Here is a 15185-nt window from a genome sequence, read left to right as displayed (position 1 = left end):
GTATGCTCCTCTCGTTGTATAATTAGTTAATATTATGTATATTTAATATATTCTGATAGGCGGTGATACTCTTGTTATCTCTGTTTCTGACAAATGTGCTTTTAGGACTTTCAATCGCTCTCCCGGTTGGTACAGTCACCATTGAAATGACTAAACAAGGCTTAAAGAATGGTTTCGTTCACGGCTGGATGGTCGGAGTTGGCGGTATGACAATCGATTTTCTGCTGATGGTCGCTCTTTTTCTTGGTCTTGCCCCGATCCTGGCAGCACCTACTATCCAGACTGGCATGTGGCTGCTTGGTGCGATCTTCTTATTATATATTGCCTATGATAGTATCAAAAATGCGGACAAGCAGATTATGATTAAAGGGGAAAAAACGACAAAAAAGCTGCTATCATCTTACAAAAACGGATTGCTTGTAGCAATTTCACCTAGTAACCTCGTGTTTTGGATAAGTGTTTTCGGTACCTTTTTATCAAGCAGTTTTTCAGAAGGTAACGAGCTTTCCTTCATTGTCGCTGGACTCGGTATTCTGGCAGGTATCCAAGTACATGATATCGGGCTGATGAGTATCGTCGCAGGTACAAGAAGAGTCGTCAACGAGACTTTCGTGAAATGGGTTTCCATTGGGGCGGGGTTAGTGCTCAGTTACTTTGCTATCCTTTTCTTCACCCAATTTTTAAAACGCATCCTCTGACAAGGGCTATTTGTAGTTTACCGCTTTTTTCCTGTAGAATATAGATATAATTTCTTGGAGGCGGTAGTGGTGGCAGAACCCTTGAAAGCAATGTATACGAAAAATTTCCTGGAAGGTTTCGCTTCAAAGGTGAAGCAAGCCCATAATGATTTCGATGAGCTTAAATTCGTTGATAAGGTGATGGACGCTGATTGGGAAGGACTTGAATTGAAAGGCCGGATACGCCGGATTAGTTTGGTGCTCGGCTCCTTTCTCCCGGAGAGCTACCCGGAGGCTTTAGGCATTCTGCTTGCTATCCAGGACCAATGCGAAGGGTTTCCTTATTTATTTTTCCCGGACTTTGTCGAGGTCTTTGGGCTGGAGCCAGAACATGAAGAAATATCGCTGCATGCATTGGAGCAATTCACAAAACGGTCGACTGCAGAATTCGCCATCAGGGCATTTCTGATTAGATCCCCTGAGCGGATTATGAAACGAATGATGGAATGGGCACAATCAGAAGATCATCATGTGCGCCGTCTGGCAAGTGAAGGCTGTCGTCCGAGGCTCCCATGGGGACAGGCAATTCGGCAGTTCAAGGAAAATCCAAGTCCGATTTTTGAAGTGCTGGAATTGTTGAAAGCAGACTCTTCTTTGTATGTGCGGAAAAGTGTTGCTAATAATTTGAATGATATTGCTAAGGATAATCCAAAACAAGTTATTTTCACGGCGAAGCGATGGAGTGGTTTTTCACCGGAGACAGACTGGATCATCCGGCATGGTTGTCGGACAATGCTTCGCAGCGGGGAACCAGAGGTAATGGCTTTATTCGGGTATGAGGAAGCAACTGAAACTCTAATTGACACTGCGATAGCCACGGATCGTCATCGCGTTACCATTGGAGAATTGGTAACTATGTCTTATTCTTTTAAAGTAAAGAAGCAGGCAAAGCTGCGTATAGAGTATGCAATAGACTTCGTAAAGAAGCGCGGGATTTCCCGAAAGAAATTTCTCCTCTCGGATCGGATATTTACAGCGGGAGAGAGTGTAGCGAAAGAGCGGGTACATAATTGGAAAGACTTGACTACTAGAGTTCATTATCCGGGTATACATCGTATTGTCCTGCTTGCCAATGGTATAGAAGTAGCTCAGACAGATCTGGAACTGATCAAGTAAAGGAGTGGAAAATATGAAACGTATTGCAGTATTCTGCGGTTCGAGCGTTGGCGCATCAGCAGCATACATCGCTGCCGCTGAAGAGTTAGGAAGAACACTGGCAGCTGAAAATCTGACTCTTGTATATGGCGGAGCGAGTGTAGGTTTGATGGGGGCAGTTGCGAATGGAAGCATGCAAGCGGGTGGTCACGTAATCGGTGTGATGCCTGAATTTTTGGAGAAGCGGGAAATGGCTCATACCCATGTGTCTGAACTGATCGTCGTATCTTCCATGCATGAACGAAAAGCTAAAATGGCAGAGCTGGCAGACGGCTTCATCGCACTTCCTGGAGGACCAGGTACGCTAGAGGAGTTTTTCGAAATTTTCACATGGGCTCAGCTGGGATTGCATAAGAAACCACTCGGTATTTTAAATGTGGAGGGCTATTATGATCTGCTGGTAAGCTTATTTGACCGCATGGCAGATGAGCAGTTCATGCATGAAAAGTACCGGACAATGACACTTTCAGATACGGAGCCTGCAAGACTTCTCGAGAAGTTCCGTCAATATGAAGCGCCGGAAGTAAAAACCTATATTAGACGACCAGAGCAGACGTGACAGCGTCTGCTTTTTTATTTACCGAAAATTTCTTCCTCTGGATAAGCATGAGTCCAATGAAACGGCTGTAACTCCTGTAAGGACACATACTTCACCTTATTCTCTTCGTGTGTCACAGCCACTTGTACGTCGCGTCCCCAGTAAAGTAATCGCTCCTGACAAATACCGCATGGAGTCAGTATTTTAAAAGGACTATTTTCATCATCGCGTGTCACGCAAATGGAATGGGTTACTGATGTATGCATTTTATGAGCCTCCAGGATAGAGCCGACCTCCATGCATAGCTCGGTCGCAGCATTCAGCACTTCAGGAGCTACACTTGTAAGAACAACGCCCTCACTGGTCCGCATTGCAGCAGCACCACCCCAGCCACTCGGGTAACGTTTCTGTATTAACTGAATAGCTGCCTCATATAACATATCCATTACTATCACTCCTTTGCTTTTAGTATAGCAGGGTGATTTTTACAACTCAGCAAAAATTATCAAAAGTACAATATGTTTTTAAGTTAAGCTGTAACTAAGGAGGTGAGCAAGTGCAGGTACATGAAACAACTATACAAAGAGCTATTTCTTTTATCGAAAACAATTTACACGAACCTCTTACGGCCGACCAAGTTGCCGATCAAGCCGGATTCTCCAAATTTCACTTCCATCGATTATTCCAGGCCACTGTAGGTTTGTCATTCACAGATTATATCCGCCGAAGAAGATTGGCTGGAGCATCAGCTGCACTGCTGCATACCGAATTGGGAATACTCGATATCGCGTTCATGTTTCGTTTTGAATCTCAAGAGTCATTTACCAGAGCTTTCAAAAAACATTATAGCCTTCCGCCAGGAAAATACAGACGTATGATGCGGGCTGCGCTGCATCAGAAGGAGGAAAAGATGGAAGATAAACAAGTAAAAGGGTGGATATTAAGTGGCTCCGATCCCCACAATTATGAAATGGGAATTGACTATAAACAGGTACATCAAGGGAAAGCATCAGGTTACTTGAAGTCGAAAACAGTCATGGGAGCGGAGGAATTTGCCACGATGATGCAACAATTCAAGGCAGCGAATTATATTGGTAAAAGACTGCAGCTGACCTGCTTCATCAAGACGGAAGAAGTGCAAAGCTTTGCCAGCATGTGGATGCGAGTGGACAATACATCAGATGATATCGTTCAATTCGATAATATGAGCAACCGCCCAATCCAAGGAACGACCAATTGGACCCGATACCGTATTGTGCTTGATGTACCGGAAAATAGTGCTGTCATTTCCTTTGGAGTGATCTTATCCGGAAAAGGAAAGGTTTGGGCGGATGGTTTTCGGTTTGAGGAAGTGGACGAATCTGTTCCAACTACTAATATTGATATGACATATCATATTCAAGATGAACCGGTAAATCTGGCATTTGAGGAGGAACTGAGTTGATATGCTTGATATACTGATAAATATCATTCAGCTTTTCGTTTTGTATTGGAGGCAAGGTGTGCCTGATGAAGTGCTTTTCATATGGCTTTCTATACCACTGTTACTCGTGATTTCAGAAATGTTTACACGCAAGGTTATCCATCAGCCGGTACAAGGAATAGCAGCTTACATGAGACTCCTGTGTAATTGTATTTTGTTGAGCGGAGCATGGCTGGCTTTATTTTCCGGCTTGCTGCACGTAGCAAGGCAGTATCATATTCTATCCAACGAATTGTCATTAGAGGTATCTGTTCAACTAGCCGGCGTATCACTTGGACTTGCTGCGTCCCTGCTTCCTTTGGCTGTCGTATGGATTAGAATTGAGGGCCGAATTCTAAGATACAGCTATATTTTTATTTTCAGCATCCTTTATTATGTGCTTCTGCAGTTGGGTGTAGACGTATGGAAAGCAGCTATAGAGTTACCAATTCTAATAAGCATCGGATTAAGCCTGCTGTTCTTTGTGCTGACAGTAGTTATACCTAACTTGGATTACACAGATGAACAAGCAACGTATCGTCTAAAAGGACAGCATACCTGATATGCTTGTCCTTTTTTACGTTCGCTCTTCTAACCTATTACCTATATTACCAGTCTGACCCTTATGGTAAAATATTCAAAAAGGAGGCGTGGCAGTGTGTCGGATTTCCAGATTGGCAGTGTGTTTGTGCATGTGAAGGACGCGAATAAGGCAGCAAATTGGTATGCAAATCTTTTAGGTAAACCTGAACCGCAGCCAACGGAAGGGCCGGTGCAGTTCATGGAAACTGATGATGGAAGAGGACTTGTCATTGATGATAACCGGAATAATGCACCGGGTATCCGTCCTGCTTTCATGCTTGAGACGTCAGATATTCAGCTTGCCTATAAACGAGTTAGCGAGCAAGGAGGCAAGGTTGTCCGGGAACTGGAGGAAGATGAAGCAGTTGCTTTCTTCAATTTTGAGGATCCTGATGGCAATATTGTCATGGTGTGTGAACAACGTCCATGATTATCTGGATCAATGGGGCATTCGGAGCAGGCAAGACACAAACTGCGATCTCTCTACGGCACCGGCTGCCAAATGCATTCATCCATGACCCTGAAGAAGCGGGTTTTTACATAAGAAAGCATATACCGGATTCGATGCAGAAACCGGATTTCCAGGAGCATACCCTTTGGCGTTCCATCGTACGTGAGCATTTGGCTTATATGGCTGCAAATACGGAGGATATCATCATTGTTCCGATGACAATAACGGAACCGTCCTACTATGAAGAAATCATTGGACAATTACGTAGTGATGGTCACCGAGTTTATCATCTTGTGTTAGCTGCTTCGGAAGAGACATTGCGTGGTCGTCTTGCCAAGCGGGGCAACAGACAGAATTCATGGGCTGCTCGGCAGATACCGCGTTGTGTACAAGGTCATTCAAGTCCAATATTCGAAAATAAATTGGCAACTGATAATATGTCGATAGACGAGACAGTCGCAGCTATCGGCAGACAAGCGGGCCTTCGTCTGCAAAAGGATCACCGCTCTTGGTGGAAAACACAATGGCCGCGCTTAACCTCTAGATGGAGGTAGACAAACGGCTGCGTATACTTATGCTATAATGCCTCAAAAAGGTGGTACATATAATGAGTATCGAAAACGTAAAAGATTATCTAGCAAATTACAACCGAAGCAGTGATATTATAGAACTCGATTTATCTAGTGCCACTGTAGATCTAGCTGCTGCTGCACTTGGTGTGGAGCCTGCACGCATTGCTAAGACGTTAGCATTTAGAGGTAGAAAAGATGGGGAATCTGTTTTGATAGTTGCTGCAGGAGATGCAAAGATTGATAATAAAAAGTTTAAAGAGCTATTCGGCGTAAAAGCACGAATGCTTTCAGCTGAGGAAACGTTAGAACAAACAGGCCATGCTGTTGGCGGAGTTTGTCCGTTTGGTTTAATAAATGATTTACCTGTGTATATAGACATTTCCTTAAAGCGTTTTTCCACGGTGTTTCCAGCCTGTGGCAGCAGTAATTCAGCAATAGAACTAACTTGTGAAGAACTTGCCGAATATGGCAAGGGAAAAGAATGGGTAGATGTCTGCAAGAGCTGGGCAGACAATGGCTAAATGAAGGTAACGGCATAGCATGCAGGGGGTTCGGCTTTGCTTCTAACTCTGACACTGCTAAACTTAGCATGTGCCCTATACTTCACACAAAGATAGGTTAGGAGAAAGAATCATGTCAGATAATAATACAAAAAAAGAGATATTTTCCTGGTTGCGAGCAGTAGGGATTGCCGTCATCATTGCTTTTGGCTGCCGGTATTTCCTGTTTACACCGTCAACGGTGCATGGAGAGTCAATGCTGCCGACTTACCAGGACAGCGATCATGTCATTGTAAGCAAAGTTTCGAAGATAGAAAGAAATGATATTGTGGTATTCAACGCACCCGATGCGGATGCCCACTATATCAAACGGGTGATTGGTCTGCCTGGCGATACAATTGAGGTGATAGATAATGTGCTGTATGTGAATGGCGAAGCGCAGGATCAATCTTATCTGCCAGAGGATATGGTTACTGGTGATTTCAAACTGAAGGAATTGACTGGCGAGGAAAAGGTACCTGAAGGTGAAGTGTTTGTCATGGGTGATAACCGCACAAACAGTAAAGACAGCCGTATGTTTGGTTATATTTCGGAGAAAGAAGTAATCGGAGAAGTTAAGATGACTTTCTATCCATTTTCTGATTTCCACATCGGTAATTAATATGTGTCAATTACATGGAAAAACAGTAGATGCGGAGACAAGATGTGTGCATTATCACTCCCCATTGGATGTTATAGCAATCAAGTTCGCGTGCTGCAATCAATTTTATCCTTGCCATCAATGCCATGAAGAGACGGCGGGTCATGAGGCCGAGGTATGGCCGAAAGACCAATTCGATGAGAAGGCGATACTATGCGGTGTGTGTAAATCGACGCTCAGTATCGATCAGTATATGAATATAGACCATTGCCCAGACTGTAAAGCAGCATTCAACCCTGGTTGTCAGCTGCATCATCATCTATATTTTGAATCAATAAAAAGAGACTGTCGTTGACTGACAGTCTCTTTTGTTTGTCTTAGGATACGGAACGATGCTGTGAAGTATCTCCTGTTTTGGAGAAGATAAACTTCAGCATAGATGGAGTCACAAGCGTTGTCACAATGACCATGATTATAATACTTGTGTAGTATTCCGGATCAAGTAAACCTGAACTTAAACCGGTACCAGCAATGATCAATGCAACTTCGCCTCTTGAAACCATGCCTGTTCCGATTGCCATGGAAGATCTTCCGTCGAAGCCGGTCATTCTTGCTCCCAGCGCTCCGCCGAACAGCTTCGTCACAATGGCCATAATACTAATGAGCACAATGAACAGAATCTGAGATCCAACCCCATCGAAGCTAATGTTCAAACCGATGCTTACAAAAAATACGGGAACGAAGACTCCATAAGCGATCGGTTCTAATTTATGTTCTACTACATTCTTGTATTCAGTTTGGGAAATGGCGATACCAGCCGCAAATGCACCGATAATACCGGCAACCCCCATATATTCAGCGAAGTAGCTAAACACCAGCGCCAGAATGATACCAGCAGAAACGATGGTCTCACTCACTTTGAAGCGAGCGAACAATTTCATCACTAGTGGAATCAGCCAAATACAAGCAACAATGACTACGCCGAAGAAGAGTACTTTCTTCCCGATCAAAGCTCCTAAGCTGACTGATTCTCCTGTACCCAGCACACTCATCAGCACTGCGAGTAAGACGACAACCAGAATATCGTCAACAACAGCAGCCCCAAGGATTGTCGTACCTTCTCGTGAATTCAGTTTGTTCATTTCCTTTAATGCCTGTACAGAAATGCTGACACTTGTCGCACAGAAGAGTAAAGCCAAAAACAGAGCATGTCCCTGACTCATCCCAAATGCAAGTGCAAGACTATAACCGCCGATGAATGGGAAGAGGACACCGAGAACAGCAACTGCAAAAGCGGACTTCCAGTTTTCTTTCAGCTGCTTCAAATCTGTCTCCAGTCCAGCGATGAACATGAGGACAAGCACACCGATTTCGGAGAATTCATGGATGAAGGAGGTTTGTTGTATCCAGCCGAGTACTGCAGGACCGAGAATAACACCGGCAAGCAGCTCCCCCAGTACAGATGGCTGTCCAATCTTAAGTGCAAGCTGACCAGCGATTTTTGTGAATACGAGAATCAAAGCTAAATGTAAAATGAATTCCATATCTTACTCCTTTGTAATGTATTTATGCAATTTCGGACACAAAAAAGGCATATCCGCCAGTTTTCACTGTGGATATGCCTAAATGGACACAGAGGGGCCTGGGGTGGCAGGCTCCTCCGGGAAATGCATATGTAATTAATTTATAGTTACTCATTATAGAACAGTTATAGAACGAAAACAACCGCTTTTCATCTGTTTGCAGCTGGCAGAAAAGGGAAAACAGGTGACGTAACCTATGCAAAGGAGTGGCATTTGTGAAAAACACATTTGATTTTCATACAAAACAAGGACTCTATCAGCATATTGAAGAGACACTTGTATTCTATTATCCTGCAGCAATAGACAGCACTTACGGTGGATATAACGAAGGCTATTATAAAGATGGAACGCTCACAGAGGATACAACCAAACATATCGTCGGACAGGCGCGGCATTTGTACGATTTCAGTGTCGGCTTCAAACTTACGGAAAAAACTCAATATCGGGAGGCGGCCGAGCACGGCATAACCTTTTTCCAAGAGACTCTGCGGGATAAGAAGTATGGCGGTTACTTTACAGAGATGAAGGATGGCAGTGTGACAGATGATAAGAAGCTGACTTATGGTCATGCGTTTATATTCCGAGCTGCGGTAGCAGCAGTGGAAGCGAAGATAGAGGGAGCCGAGGAATTGCTTACGGACATCTATCAAGTGCTGGAGGAGAGGTTCTATGAACCATCCGCAAAACTATATAGAGATGAAGCATCACGTGATTGGTCCAGCTTTTTGGAATACCGCGGACAGAATTGCAACATGCACATATGTGAATCAGCAATTACCGCGTATGAAACAACAGGTCAGCAAAGATATCTGGATCAGGCTTTAAACATTGCAGACCAAGTAACCAATAAACTTGCGGCTCAAAGTAACGGACTTATATGGGAAAACTACGATGAGGCTTGGTTGAAGGATGAACAATTCAATCATGGCGAAACAAGGGACGAATTTCGCGCCTATGGATTCGTTGGAGGACACCAATTTGAATGGAGCAAGCTCCTTGCTTGGCTATATATTCACAAGCAAGACAGCTGGCTTCTTGAACGTGCGGAAGAGCTTTATCAAACTGGCTGGAACCATTACCACGATCAAAAACAAGGCGGCATATTCTTTGTGATGAGCCCTGATAAAGAGTTGATTGATAAAGGGAAATCTTATTGGGTTTTAGCGGAAACACTGGCGGCATCAGCATTGCTGCATGGTCAGACAGGAAATGATGTATATGGTGAGCATTATGATGAGCTGTTCCGATATGTGCAGGAACATTTCATTGATCCAGAACATGGTGCTTGGTATCAATGGCTCACAGCCGATAATAAAGTGGAGGACGAGGTTAAAAGCCCTTCACCGAAAACGGATTATCATCCGATTAGTGCAAGCTTCCTGATAGCGACTTACCGTGGAGAGGATCTGTAGCGCGTAATGCGCAGATCCTTCTCTTATTGCTATAATGAGAAGGAAGGGAGCGGATTAGTATGTATGAAAGTGAAAGATTGCAAATCAAACCTTTAGAGAAAAAGCATGCCAGTGAGCTTCTGGATCTGAACCTGCGGAACAGAGAACTTTTCGAGTCTATCTCACCAGTAGACCGTAGTGATTCAGACTATACACTGGAGAAATACAAAAAGAATATCGAAGCGGCACAGAAAGATTGGCAGGAAGATAAACGCTACGAATTCGGAATATTCCTGAAACAGGATGATGTTCTGATTGGAACTGCTTCCTTATTCTTTATTGAACGGAATACAGCGGAAAAATGCATGATAGGTTATTCGATGGATGAAGCACATAATGGTAAGGGGTATATGACGGAAGCAGTACAGCTTGTATTAGATTTTGCATTTGGAGATGGGAAATTCCACCGAGTCGAAGCGGGAGTAATGCCGCGAAACCTAGGGTCGGTCGCGGTACTGGAGAAATGCGGGTTCCAACGAGAAGGATTGGAACGCGACTTGCTGCGTATTGATGGCAAGTTCGAGGATCATTATAAGTATTCGATACTGGCGACTGATCCGCGCACAAACTAAAACCCAGGAGCATTCATTGCTCCTGGGTTTAGTCATTAGACATTAATGCTGCTGGGATGGAACAGGGCGTGAATGCCGGCGTTCATTACTCTTCTTAGCAGCAACTGGCTGCTGGGGGCTGCGGACTGTGACCGCAAGGAAGAATGAAATGACACAAAGTACGGCAATCGCTACGAATGTCGGTTGGAAACCCCCGAGCAGTGATGCGATGAATGAGCCTCCTAATGCACCGATACCAAACCCTTGATAAATGACACCATAGTTTTTACTTTGATTTCTCAATCCGAAATAATCTGCGACGATAGTCGGGAAGACTGTGATGTTACCGCCAAAAAAGAAAGCAATGGCTGCCACACAGACGAAGAACAATGTTGTTGATAGTTCCACCATGCTTAATACTGCGACAGCTCCCGCAGTGACAAGAAGTCCTGCTGCAACCAAGTACAGTCGTTCCACTTTGTCAGACAAAGCACCTAGCACAACTCTTCCAGTTGTATTACAGATAGCTACGACAGCTACGGCATTTGCTGCAGTTGCGGCAGATAGACCCGCAAGTTCCATGCCGGCATCTTTAACGATACCGATTAAATACAAGCCGCTCATGCAGGCTGTAAGGAAAATGACGAATAGAATGTATGCTTGTTTCGTATGCAGCATTTCCTTAATACTGAAGTCTTTTGTTGCGGCCCCAGTAGTTATTTCCTGTGGAAGGATAGCATCCTTAAGGAAGAAGGCTCCTCCACTAATTAGGATGAATGCTGCTATTCCCCAGATTAGGAATGTGCCTTGTACACCAGCTGAGGAAAGCAATGCCTGGTTAATATATTTGAAGACTAAGCTTCCTGTTCCGAAGGCTCCTACTGATATACCAGATATGAGGCCTTTCTTTTCCGGGAACCATTTGATTACGTTCGATAGTGTAGTGATATAAGCAATACCATTGGCAAATCCAACAACAACACCTGCTAATAGATAGATGAGCCATAGTGATGTAGCTAGAGAGCTTAGTATCAGCCCAGCCCCGAGCAAAATACCGGCAAAGACAACCAGCTTCTTGATGCCGAGTTTATCCTGCAGCTTTCCGCCGAAAAGAGTGGCTACTGCCAGTGCGAAGCTTGTAATCGAGAAGGTGACTGCCACAGAAGATGTGCTCCACCCATATGCATCAGCCAATGGCTGGTTAAATAAACTCCATGTATAAATAGTACCTAGACCAATTTGGGTGATGATTGTACCAAGTACAATCAGCCAGCGATTCGTTCCTGTTTTCATGAGAAGTCCCTCATTTCATCTACGTTGTTTTGATAGTTTTATCATATCCGCTGCAGATGTATCTGAAAGCGTTTTCTCATGAGTTGCTCGATTTGAGGAATGAATGGTCCTTAAAGGCGCATGATCTGTCTGAACTCTTTTGCTTTACTGCGACTGACTGGAATCTGCTCACTAAGTCCTTTCATTTTGACTAGATACGTATTATGGAACCAAGGAAGAATCTCATGTATTTTTTCCGTGTTTACTATATAAGAACGATGGCAGCGGAAAAACGCATCTGCTGGCAGCTGCTGTTCGAAAGTGCTGATAGAACCGGGGTAGGTATACACCTCATCCTTTGTGTGCACAGTTGTCTGCTTTTCATCAGCCTCAGCGTAGGCAATTTCCTTCAGATTGATCACATAGATCTTCTCGTCCTTCCAAACATTGAGCCGTGCTGGTGTTTCTGCCGGTTCTATTCGCTCCTCCATATCTACTGATGCATTCTTAGATTCAAGCTTCTTAAGCATTGCCGCAACGCGTTCCTCGCTGTATGGCTTCAATATATAATCGAATGCTTCAAGCTCAAATGCTTTAGCTGCATGTTCTTTATAGGCGGTGGTAAATACGATTATTGGTTTATGCTTGAACTGGGCCAAGCTTCCCGCAAGCATCATGCCATCTAGTGACGGTAGGTTGATATCAAGGAACAGTACATCCGTGGTGTGCTCCTGAAAATACTTCAGCACATCCAATCCATCATCAAAGCGGTCAGTCACCTCTATGGAACTGTACGTATCAATTAAATACTGCAGCTCCTCTTGTGCAGGTAATTCATCTTCTGCGATGATTGCACGTAGTGTCATGGTTATTTCCCTTCCTTCACTGGTATATCAAAGTAAATCTCCGTACCAGGATCTAGCCGATTGATTGTCAGCCCTTTTCCATAAATCAGGCGGACACGCTGATGCACGTTGGCTAGTCCAATATTTTTCACACCTGCTTCATCCTTATACAGCTTTTCAACAATTTCCGGATCAATCCCAACTCCAGTGTCTCGTATACTGATGCGGATATCATTTTCCCGTGCTTTGACAGAGAGATAGACGGCACCCTGCCATTTGCGTTTCCGAACACCATGGTGGATTGCATTCTCTACCAAAGGCTGCAGCAGCAAACTAGGCACTTTTATCTGCACCGGATCAATATCATAAATTATTTGGAGCTTGTCACCGAAGCGGGATTTTTCAATCTCCACATAATCACGTACTTGCTTCAGTTCTTCTTCTATTGCGATCATTTCATCATGAAGCTCCAGGTTATAGCGCAAGTAACCAGATAGGTTATGAATTAGTTCGCGGGCACGATTCGGATCGCGTCTTGTTGTTGATGCAATTGCGTTCAGCGAGTTGAAAAGGAAATGCGGGTTTATCTTCGATTGCAGAGCCTTTAGCTCAGCTTTGTTGGCGGTCTCTTTAATCTGTTCAATCCGGGAAATCTCCATCAAGTTTGAAATGATCTGTGCCAGTCCGATACCAAGTGTCTGCAAAGAATCTGTTATCCGGTTTTCCTTTTCATAATATATCTTCAAGGCACCTGTCACCTCGTCGCCTTCTTGGAAAGGAACGATAAGCAGGCAGTGCATCTGCGGCAGATGATGATCATCCACTTCATTCCGGATGACGATTTGCCCACTGTTAATAGCTTGTTTCGTCATTTCGCTTACAATCGACGTTGTATCCTGATAGCGCTCAGCCCCAAGACCGTAATAAGCTACCACTGTTTTAGTATCCGTTATGGCGACAGCATCTGCACCAATCTCTTCTTTAATGATTTGGCAGATACGCTGCAAGGAAGCAGGCGTGATGGACCGGAAATATGGAAGCGTCTTATTGGCAATATCCAATGCAAGCTTCGCCTGTGCTGCGGCAATCTGTTTCTTTTCTCCTTCAATATTATGGACGAGAAGGATGAGTAAACCGATGCTGATTTCACCTATCATCATCGGAACAGCTATTTGTTCAACAATCGAAATACCTTGAGACCTTGGTTCTCCGAGTGCAATGATCAGCAGCATGGTCATTGTTTGGCTCAAAATACCAGCACCGATACCGATATACCACCAACGATGCTTTTTTACCCTGCGATTAATAAATCCAGACGCAAAGCCTGCTGTCACACTAGTGATCAAGCAGGGCAATGAAGTGATACCATCGATGTCGATTAAATAGCGATGCAAGCCGGATACAATACCTGTAATGATACCAACCCATGGCCCGAATAAAATACCTCCAGATAAGATAGCCACTGTCCTTATATTAACGAGACTACCTTCCACTTCAATCCCGGAATATGTCCCGAATATGGCGAAACTGCAGAAGACGACAGTAAGTACGCTAAGTTCCCGGACCGAATGATTTTCTTTTTGAAGTATTTCTTTAAACCCTTTAATTTTGGTCAGGAAAAATAAGATAATGAGCAGCAAGGCAGCACGCTCGAATATCGATATGATCATTTCCAAGGTTGAATGCATAGTTGTAATCCCTTTCATCTGTATTACTTACAGTTTATCAGAAATTTAGACTGGTAGGGAATGGATGCGATCACAAATAGCCTGGCAGATGATAGATTCATTTGATGAAAATTACTGCTTGGAAATAATATGTCATAATGTATAATTAGGCTGGATTTATAGGAATGAAAGCGCTATAATTAATATAATGAAACACTGTTCCACAATGTGGAACAAAGGCATAGGCATCTTTGTTAGATGCCATTATTTTTGAATTATAATGTAAGGGGTTTCATTGAATCTGTGGGAGCCACAAAAAAAGTAAGGAGATGATAGAAATGGAATTGCGATACGCAACTCATCCAGACCACGCCAAGACATTCACTACCGAGGAATTACGCAATCATTACTTAGTTGAGGAACTTTTTGTCCCCGGAGAAATCAAGCTTGTGTACAGCATGGAAGACCGGACGATCATCGGCGGAATTCAGCCAGCCGGCAGCTCAATCGCTTTGGGGAGCTATGACGCCATCAAGGCGGATTACTTCCTGGAAAGAAGAGAAGTAGGGATTTTTAATATCGGTGGCAATGGAACAATTTCTGTTGATGGAGAATCATACGAAATGGCGAATAAAGATTGCATTTATATCGGCAAAGGCAATCAGGAATTACTGTTTACTAGCAGTGATGAAACAGATCCAGCTAAGTATTATCTGTTTTCTGCGCCTGCACATACCTCTTATCCGACTAAGCATGTATCATTCCAAGATGTTCCGGGAGATGCGATGGGTGCAAAGGAAAGTGCGAATGAACGTGTTATCCGCCGTATCATTCATTTGGAAGGTATCCAAAGCTGTCAAATCGCTATGGGTATCACAATTCTGGAAAGCGGCAGTGTCTGGAATTCTATGCCGACACATACCCATAACCGCCGGATGGAAGCCTACCTATATATCGATTTAGATGAAAATGCACGTATGTTCCACTTGATGGGAGAACCAACAGAAACACGTCATCTTGTCATGAAAAATGAACAAGCTGTCATTTCTCCGCCTTGGTCAATCCATTGCGGAAGTGCTACTAGCAACTATGCATTCATTTGGGCAATGGCTGGAGAAAATAAGACGTACACCGACATGGATCAAGTGTCGATGGATGAGCTTCGCTAAAGGGGGATAA

The 15185-nt window shown here is 43.9% G+C and carries 18 protein-coding genes; 13 read left to right on the top strand and 5 right to left on the bottom strand.

From position 1 onward, the window contains the following. Positions 1-71 precede the first annotated feature (71 nt). From AE2B122_RS09870 to AE2B122_RS09860, 3 genes are all read left to right on the top strand, one after another. Positions 72-698: a LysE family translocator gene (locus AE2B122_RS09870; RefSeq protein WP_095219782.1), complete on the top strand. Its 627-nt coding sequence runs from the start codon at positions 72-74 to the stop codon at positions 696-698. A 69-nt stretch (positions 699-767) separates the two neighbouring features. Then, complete coding sequence (locus AE2B122_RS09865; RefSeq protein ID WP_175073943.1) at positions 768-1853, top strand: DNA alkylation repair protein; 1086 nt, start codon at positions 768-770, stop codon at positions 1851-1853. A gap of 13 nt (positions 1854-1866) precedes the next feature. After that, entirely contained in the window at positions 1867-2451 is a 585-nt protein-coding gene (locus AE2B122_RS09860) for a TIGR00730 family Rossman fold protein (RefSeq protein WP_175073942.1), read from the top strand. 14 nt (positions 2452-2465) lie between these two features. On the opposite strand, the gene AE2B122_RS09855 is transcribed toward AE2B122_RS09860, so the two are convergent. Then, on the bottom strand, positions 2466-2885 hold the full coding sequence (locus tag AE2B122_RS09855) for a cytidine deaminase (RefSeq protein WP_371809515.1): 420 nt from the start codon (positions 2883-2885) through the stop codon (positions 2466-2468). A 101-nt stretch (positions 2886-2986) separates the two neighbouring features. Here AE2B122_RS09855 and AE2B122_RS09850 point away from each other — a divergent pair, with 101 nt between their 5' ends. From AE2B122_RS09850 to AE2B122_RS09820, 7 genes are all read left to right on the top strand, one after another. After that, entirely contained in the window at positions 2987-3874 is an 888-nt protein-coding gene (locus AE2B122_RS09850) for an AraC family transcriptional regulator (RefSeq protein ID WP_175073940.1), read from the top strand. Position 3875: 1 nt separating this feature from the next. Next, a complete protein-coding gene (locus AE2B122_RS09845; RefSeq protein WP_175073939.1) occupies positions 3876-4454 on the top strand; it encodes a hypothetical protein in 579 nt (192 codons plus the stop codon). 96 nt (positions 4455-4550) lie between these two features. Further along, entirely contained in the window at positions 4551-4904 is a 354-nt protein-coding gene (locus AE2B122_RS09840; protein WP_095219788.1) for a VOC family protein, read from the top strand. Next, positions 4901-5479: an AAA family ATPase gene (locus AE2B122_RS09835; protein WP_175073938.1), complete on the top strand. Its 579-nt coding sequence runs from the start codon at positions 4901-4903 to the stop codon at positions 5477-5479. The genes AE2B122_RS09840 and AE2B122_RS09835 overlap by 4 nt, the downstream gene beginning before the upstream one ends. Before the next feature lie 53 nt (positions 5480-5532). Further along, on the top strand, positions 5533-6018 hold the full coding sequence (locus AE2B122_RS09830; protein ID WP_175073937.1) for a YbaK/EbsC family protein: 486 nt from the start codon (positions 5533-5535) through the stop codon (positions 6016-6018). A gap of 112 nt (positions 6019-6130) precedes the next feature. Continuing rightward, positions 6131-6658, top strand: coding sequence for a signal peptidase I (lepB, locus tag AE2B122_RS09825; protein WP_095272086.1), 528 nt, complete (start codon positions 6131-6133; stop codon positions 6656-6658). A gap of 1 nt (position 6659) precedes the next feature. Continuing rightward, positions 6660-6992, top strand: coding sequence for a CHY zinc finger protein (locus tag AE2B122_RS09820; RefSeq protein WP_175073936.1), 333 nt, complete (start codon positions 6660-6662; stop codon positions 6990-6992). A gap of 22 nt (positions 6993-7014) precedes the next feature. On the opposite strand, the gene AE2B122_RS09815 is transcribed toward AE2B122_RS09820, so the two are convergent. After that, on the bottom strand, positions 7015-8181 hold the full coding sequence (locus tag AE2B122_RS09815) for a cation:proton antiporter (RefSeq protein WP_095219793.1): 1167 nt from the start codon (positions 8179-8181) through the stop codon (positions 7015-7017). Between the two features lie 254 nt (positions 8182-8435). Between AE2B122_RS09815 and AE2B122_RS09810 the strand changes: the two genes are divergently transcribed. Then, a complete protein-coding gene (locus tag AE2B122_RS09810; protein ID WP_175073935.1) occupies positions 8436-9632 on the top strand; it encodes an AGE family epimerase/isomerase in 1197 nt (398 codons plus the stop codon). A 59-nt stretch (positions 9633-9691) separates the two neighbouring features. Continuing rightward, positions 9692-10243 carry a GNAT family N-acetyltransferase gene (locus tag AE2B122_RS09805; protein WP_095272094.1) on the top strand — a complete coding sequence of 184 codons (552 nt, stop codon included), beginning with the start codon at positions 9692-9694 and terminating at the stop codon, positions 10241-10243. A gap of 42 nt (positions 10244-10285) precedes the next feature. On the opposite strand, the gene AE2B122_RS09800 is transcribed toward AE2B122_RS09805, so the two are convergent. The 3 genes from AE2B122_RS09800 to AE2B122_RS09790 all read right to left on the bottom strand — a co-directional run bounded on the left by AE2B122_RS09800 (position 10286) and on the right by AE2B122_RS09790 (position 14027). After that, a complete protein-coding gene (locus AE2B122_RS09800; protein WP_175073934.1) occupies positions 10286-11515 on the bottom strand; it encodes an OFA family MFS transporter in 1230 nt (409 codons plus the stop codon). Positions 11516-11625: 110 nt separating this feature from the next. Beyond that, positions 11626-12360 (bottom strand): LytTR family DNA-binding domain-containing protein, encoded by a 735-nt coding sequence (locus AE2B122_RS09795; RefSeq protein ID WP_175073933.1) that lies wholly within the window; start codon positions 12358-12360, stop codon positions 11626-11628. A gap of 2 nt (positions 12361-12362) precedes the next feature. After that, positions 12363-14027: a sensor histidine kinase gene (locus tag AE2B122_RS09790; protein WP_175073932.1), complete on the bottom strand. Its 1665-nt coding sequence runs from the start codon at positions 14025-14027 to the stop codon at positions 12363-12365. A gap of 317 nt (positions 14028-14344) precedes the next feature. On the opposite strand from AE2B122_RS09790, the gene kduI reads away from it, so the two are divergent. Continuing rightward, positions 14345-15175, top strand: coding sequence for a 5-dehydro-4-deoxy-D-glucuronate isomerase (gene kduI / locus AE2B122_RS09785; protein WP_175073931.1), 831 nt, complete (start codon positions 14345-14347; stop codon positions 15173-15175). Positions 15176-15185 lie beyond the last annotated feature (10 nt).

This window comes from Terribacillus sp. AE2B 122 (assembly GCF_902497585.1).
Lineage (GTDB): Bacteria > Bacillota > Bacilli > Bacillales > Amphibacillaceae > Terribacillus > Terribacillus saccharophilus_A.
The sequence above is the reverse complement of the archived record's forward strand: the minus strand, read 5'-3'. Positions and strand labels throughout refer to the sequence as shown.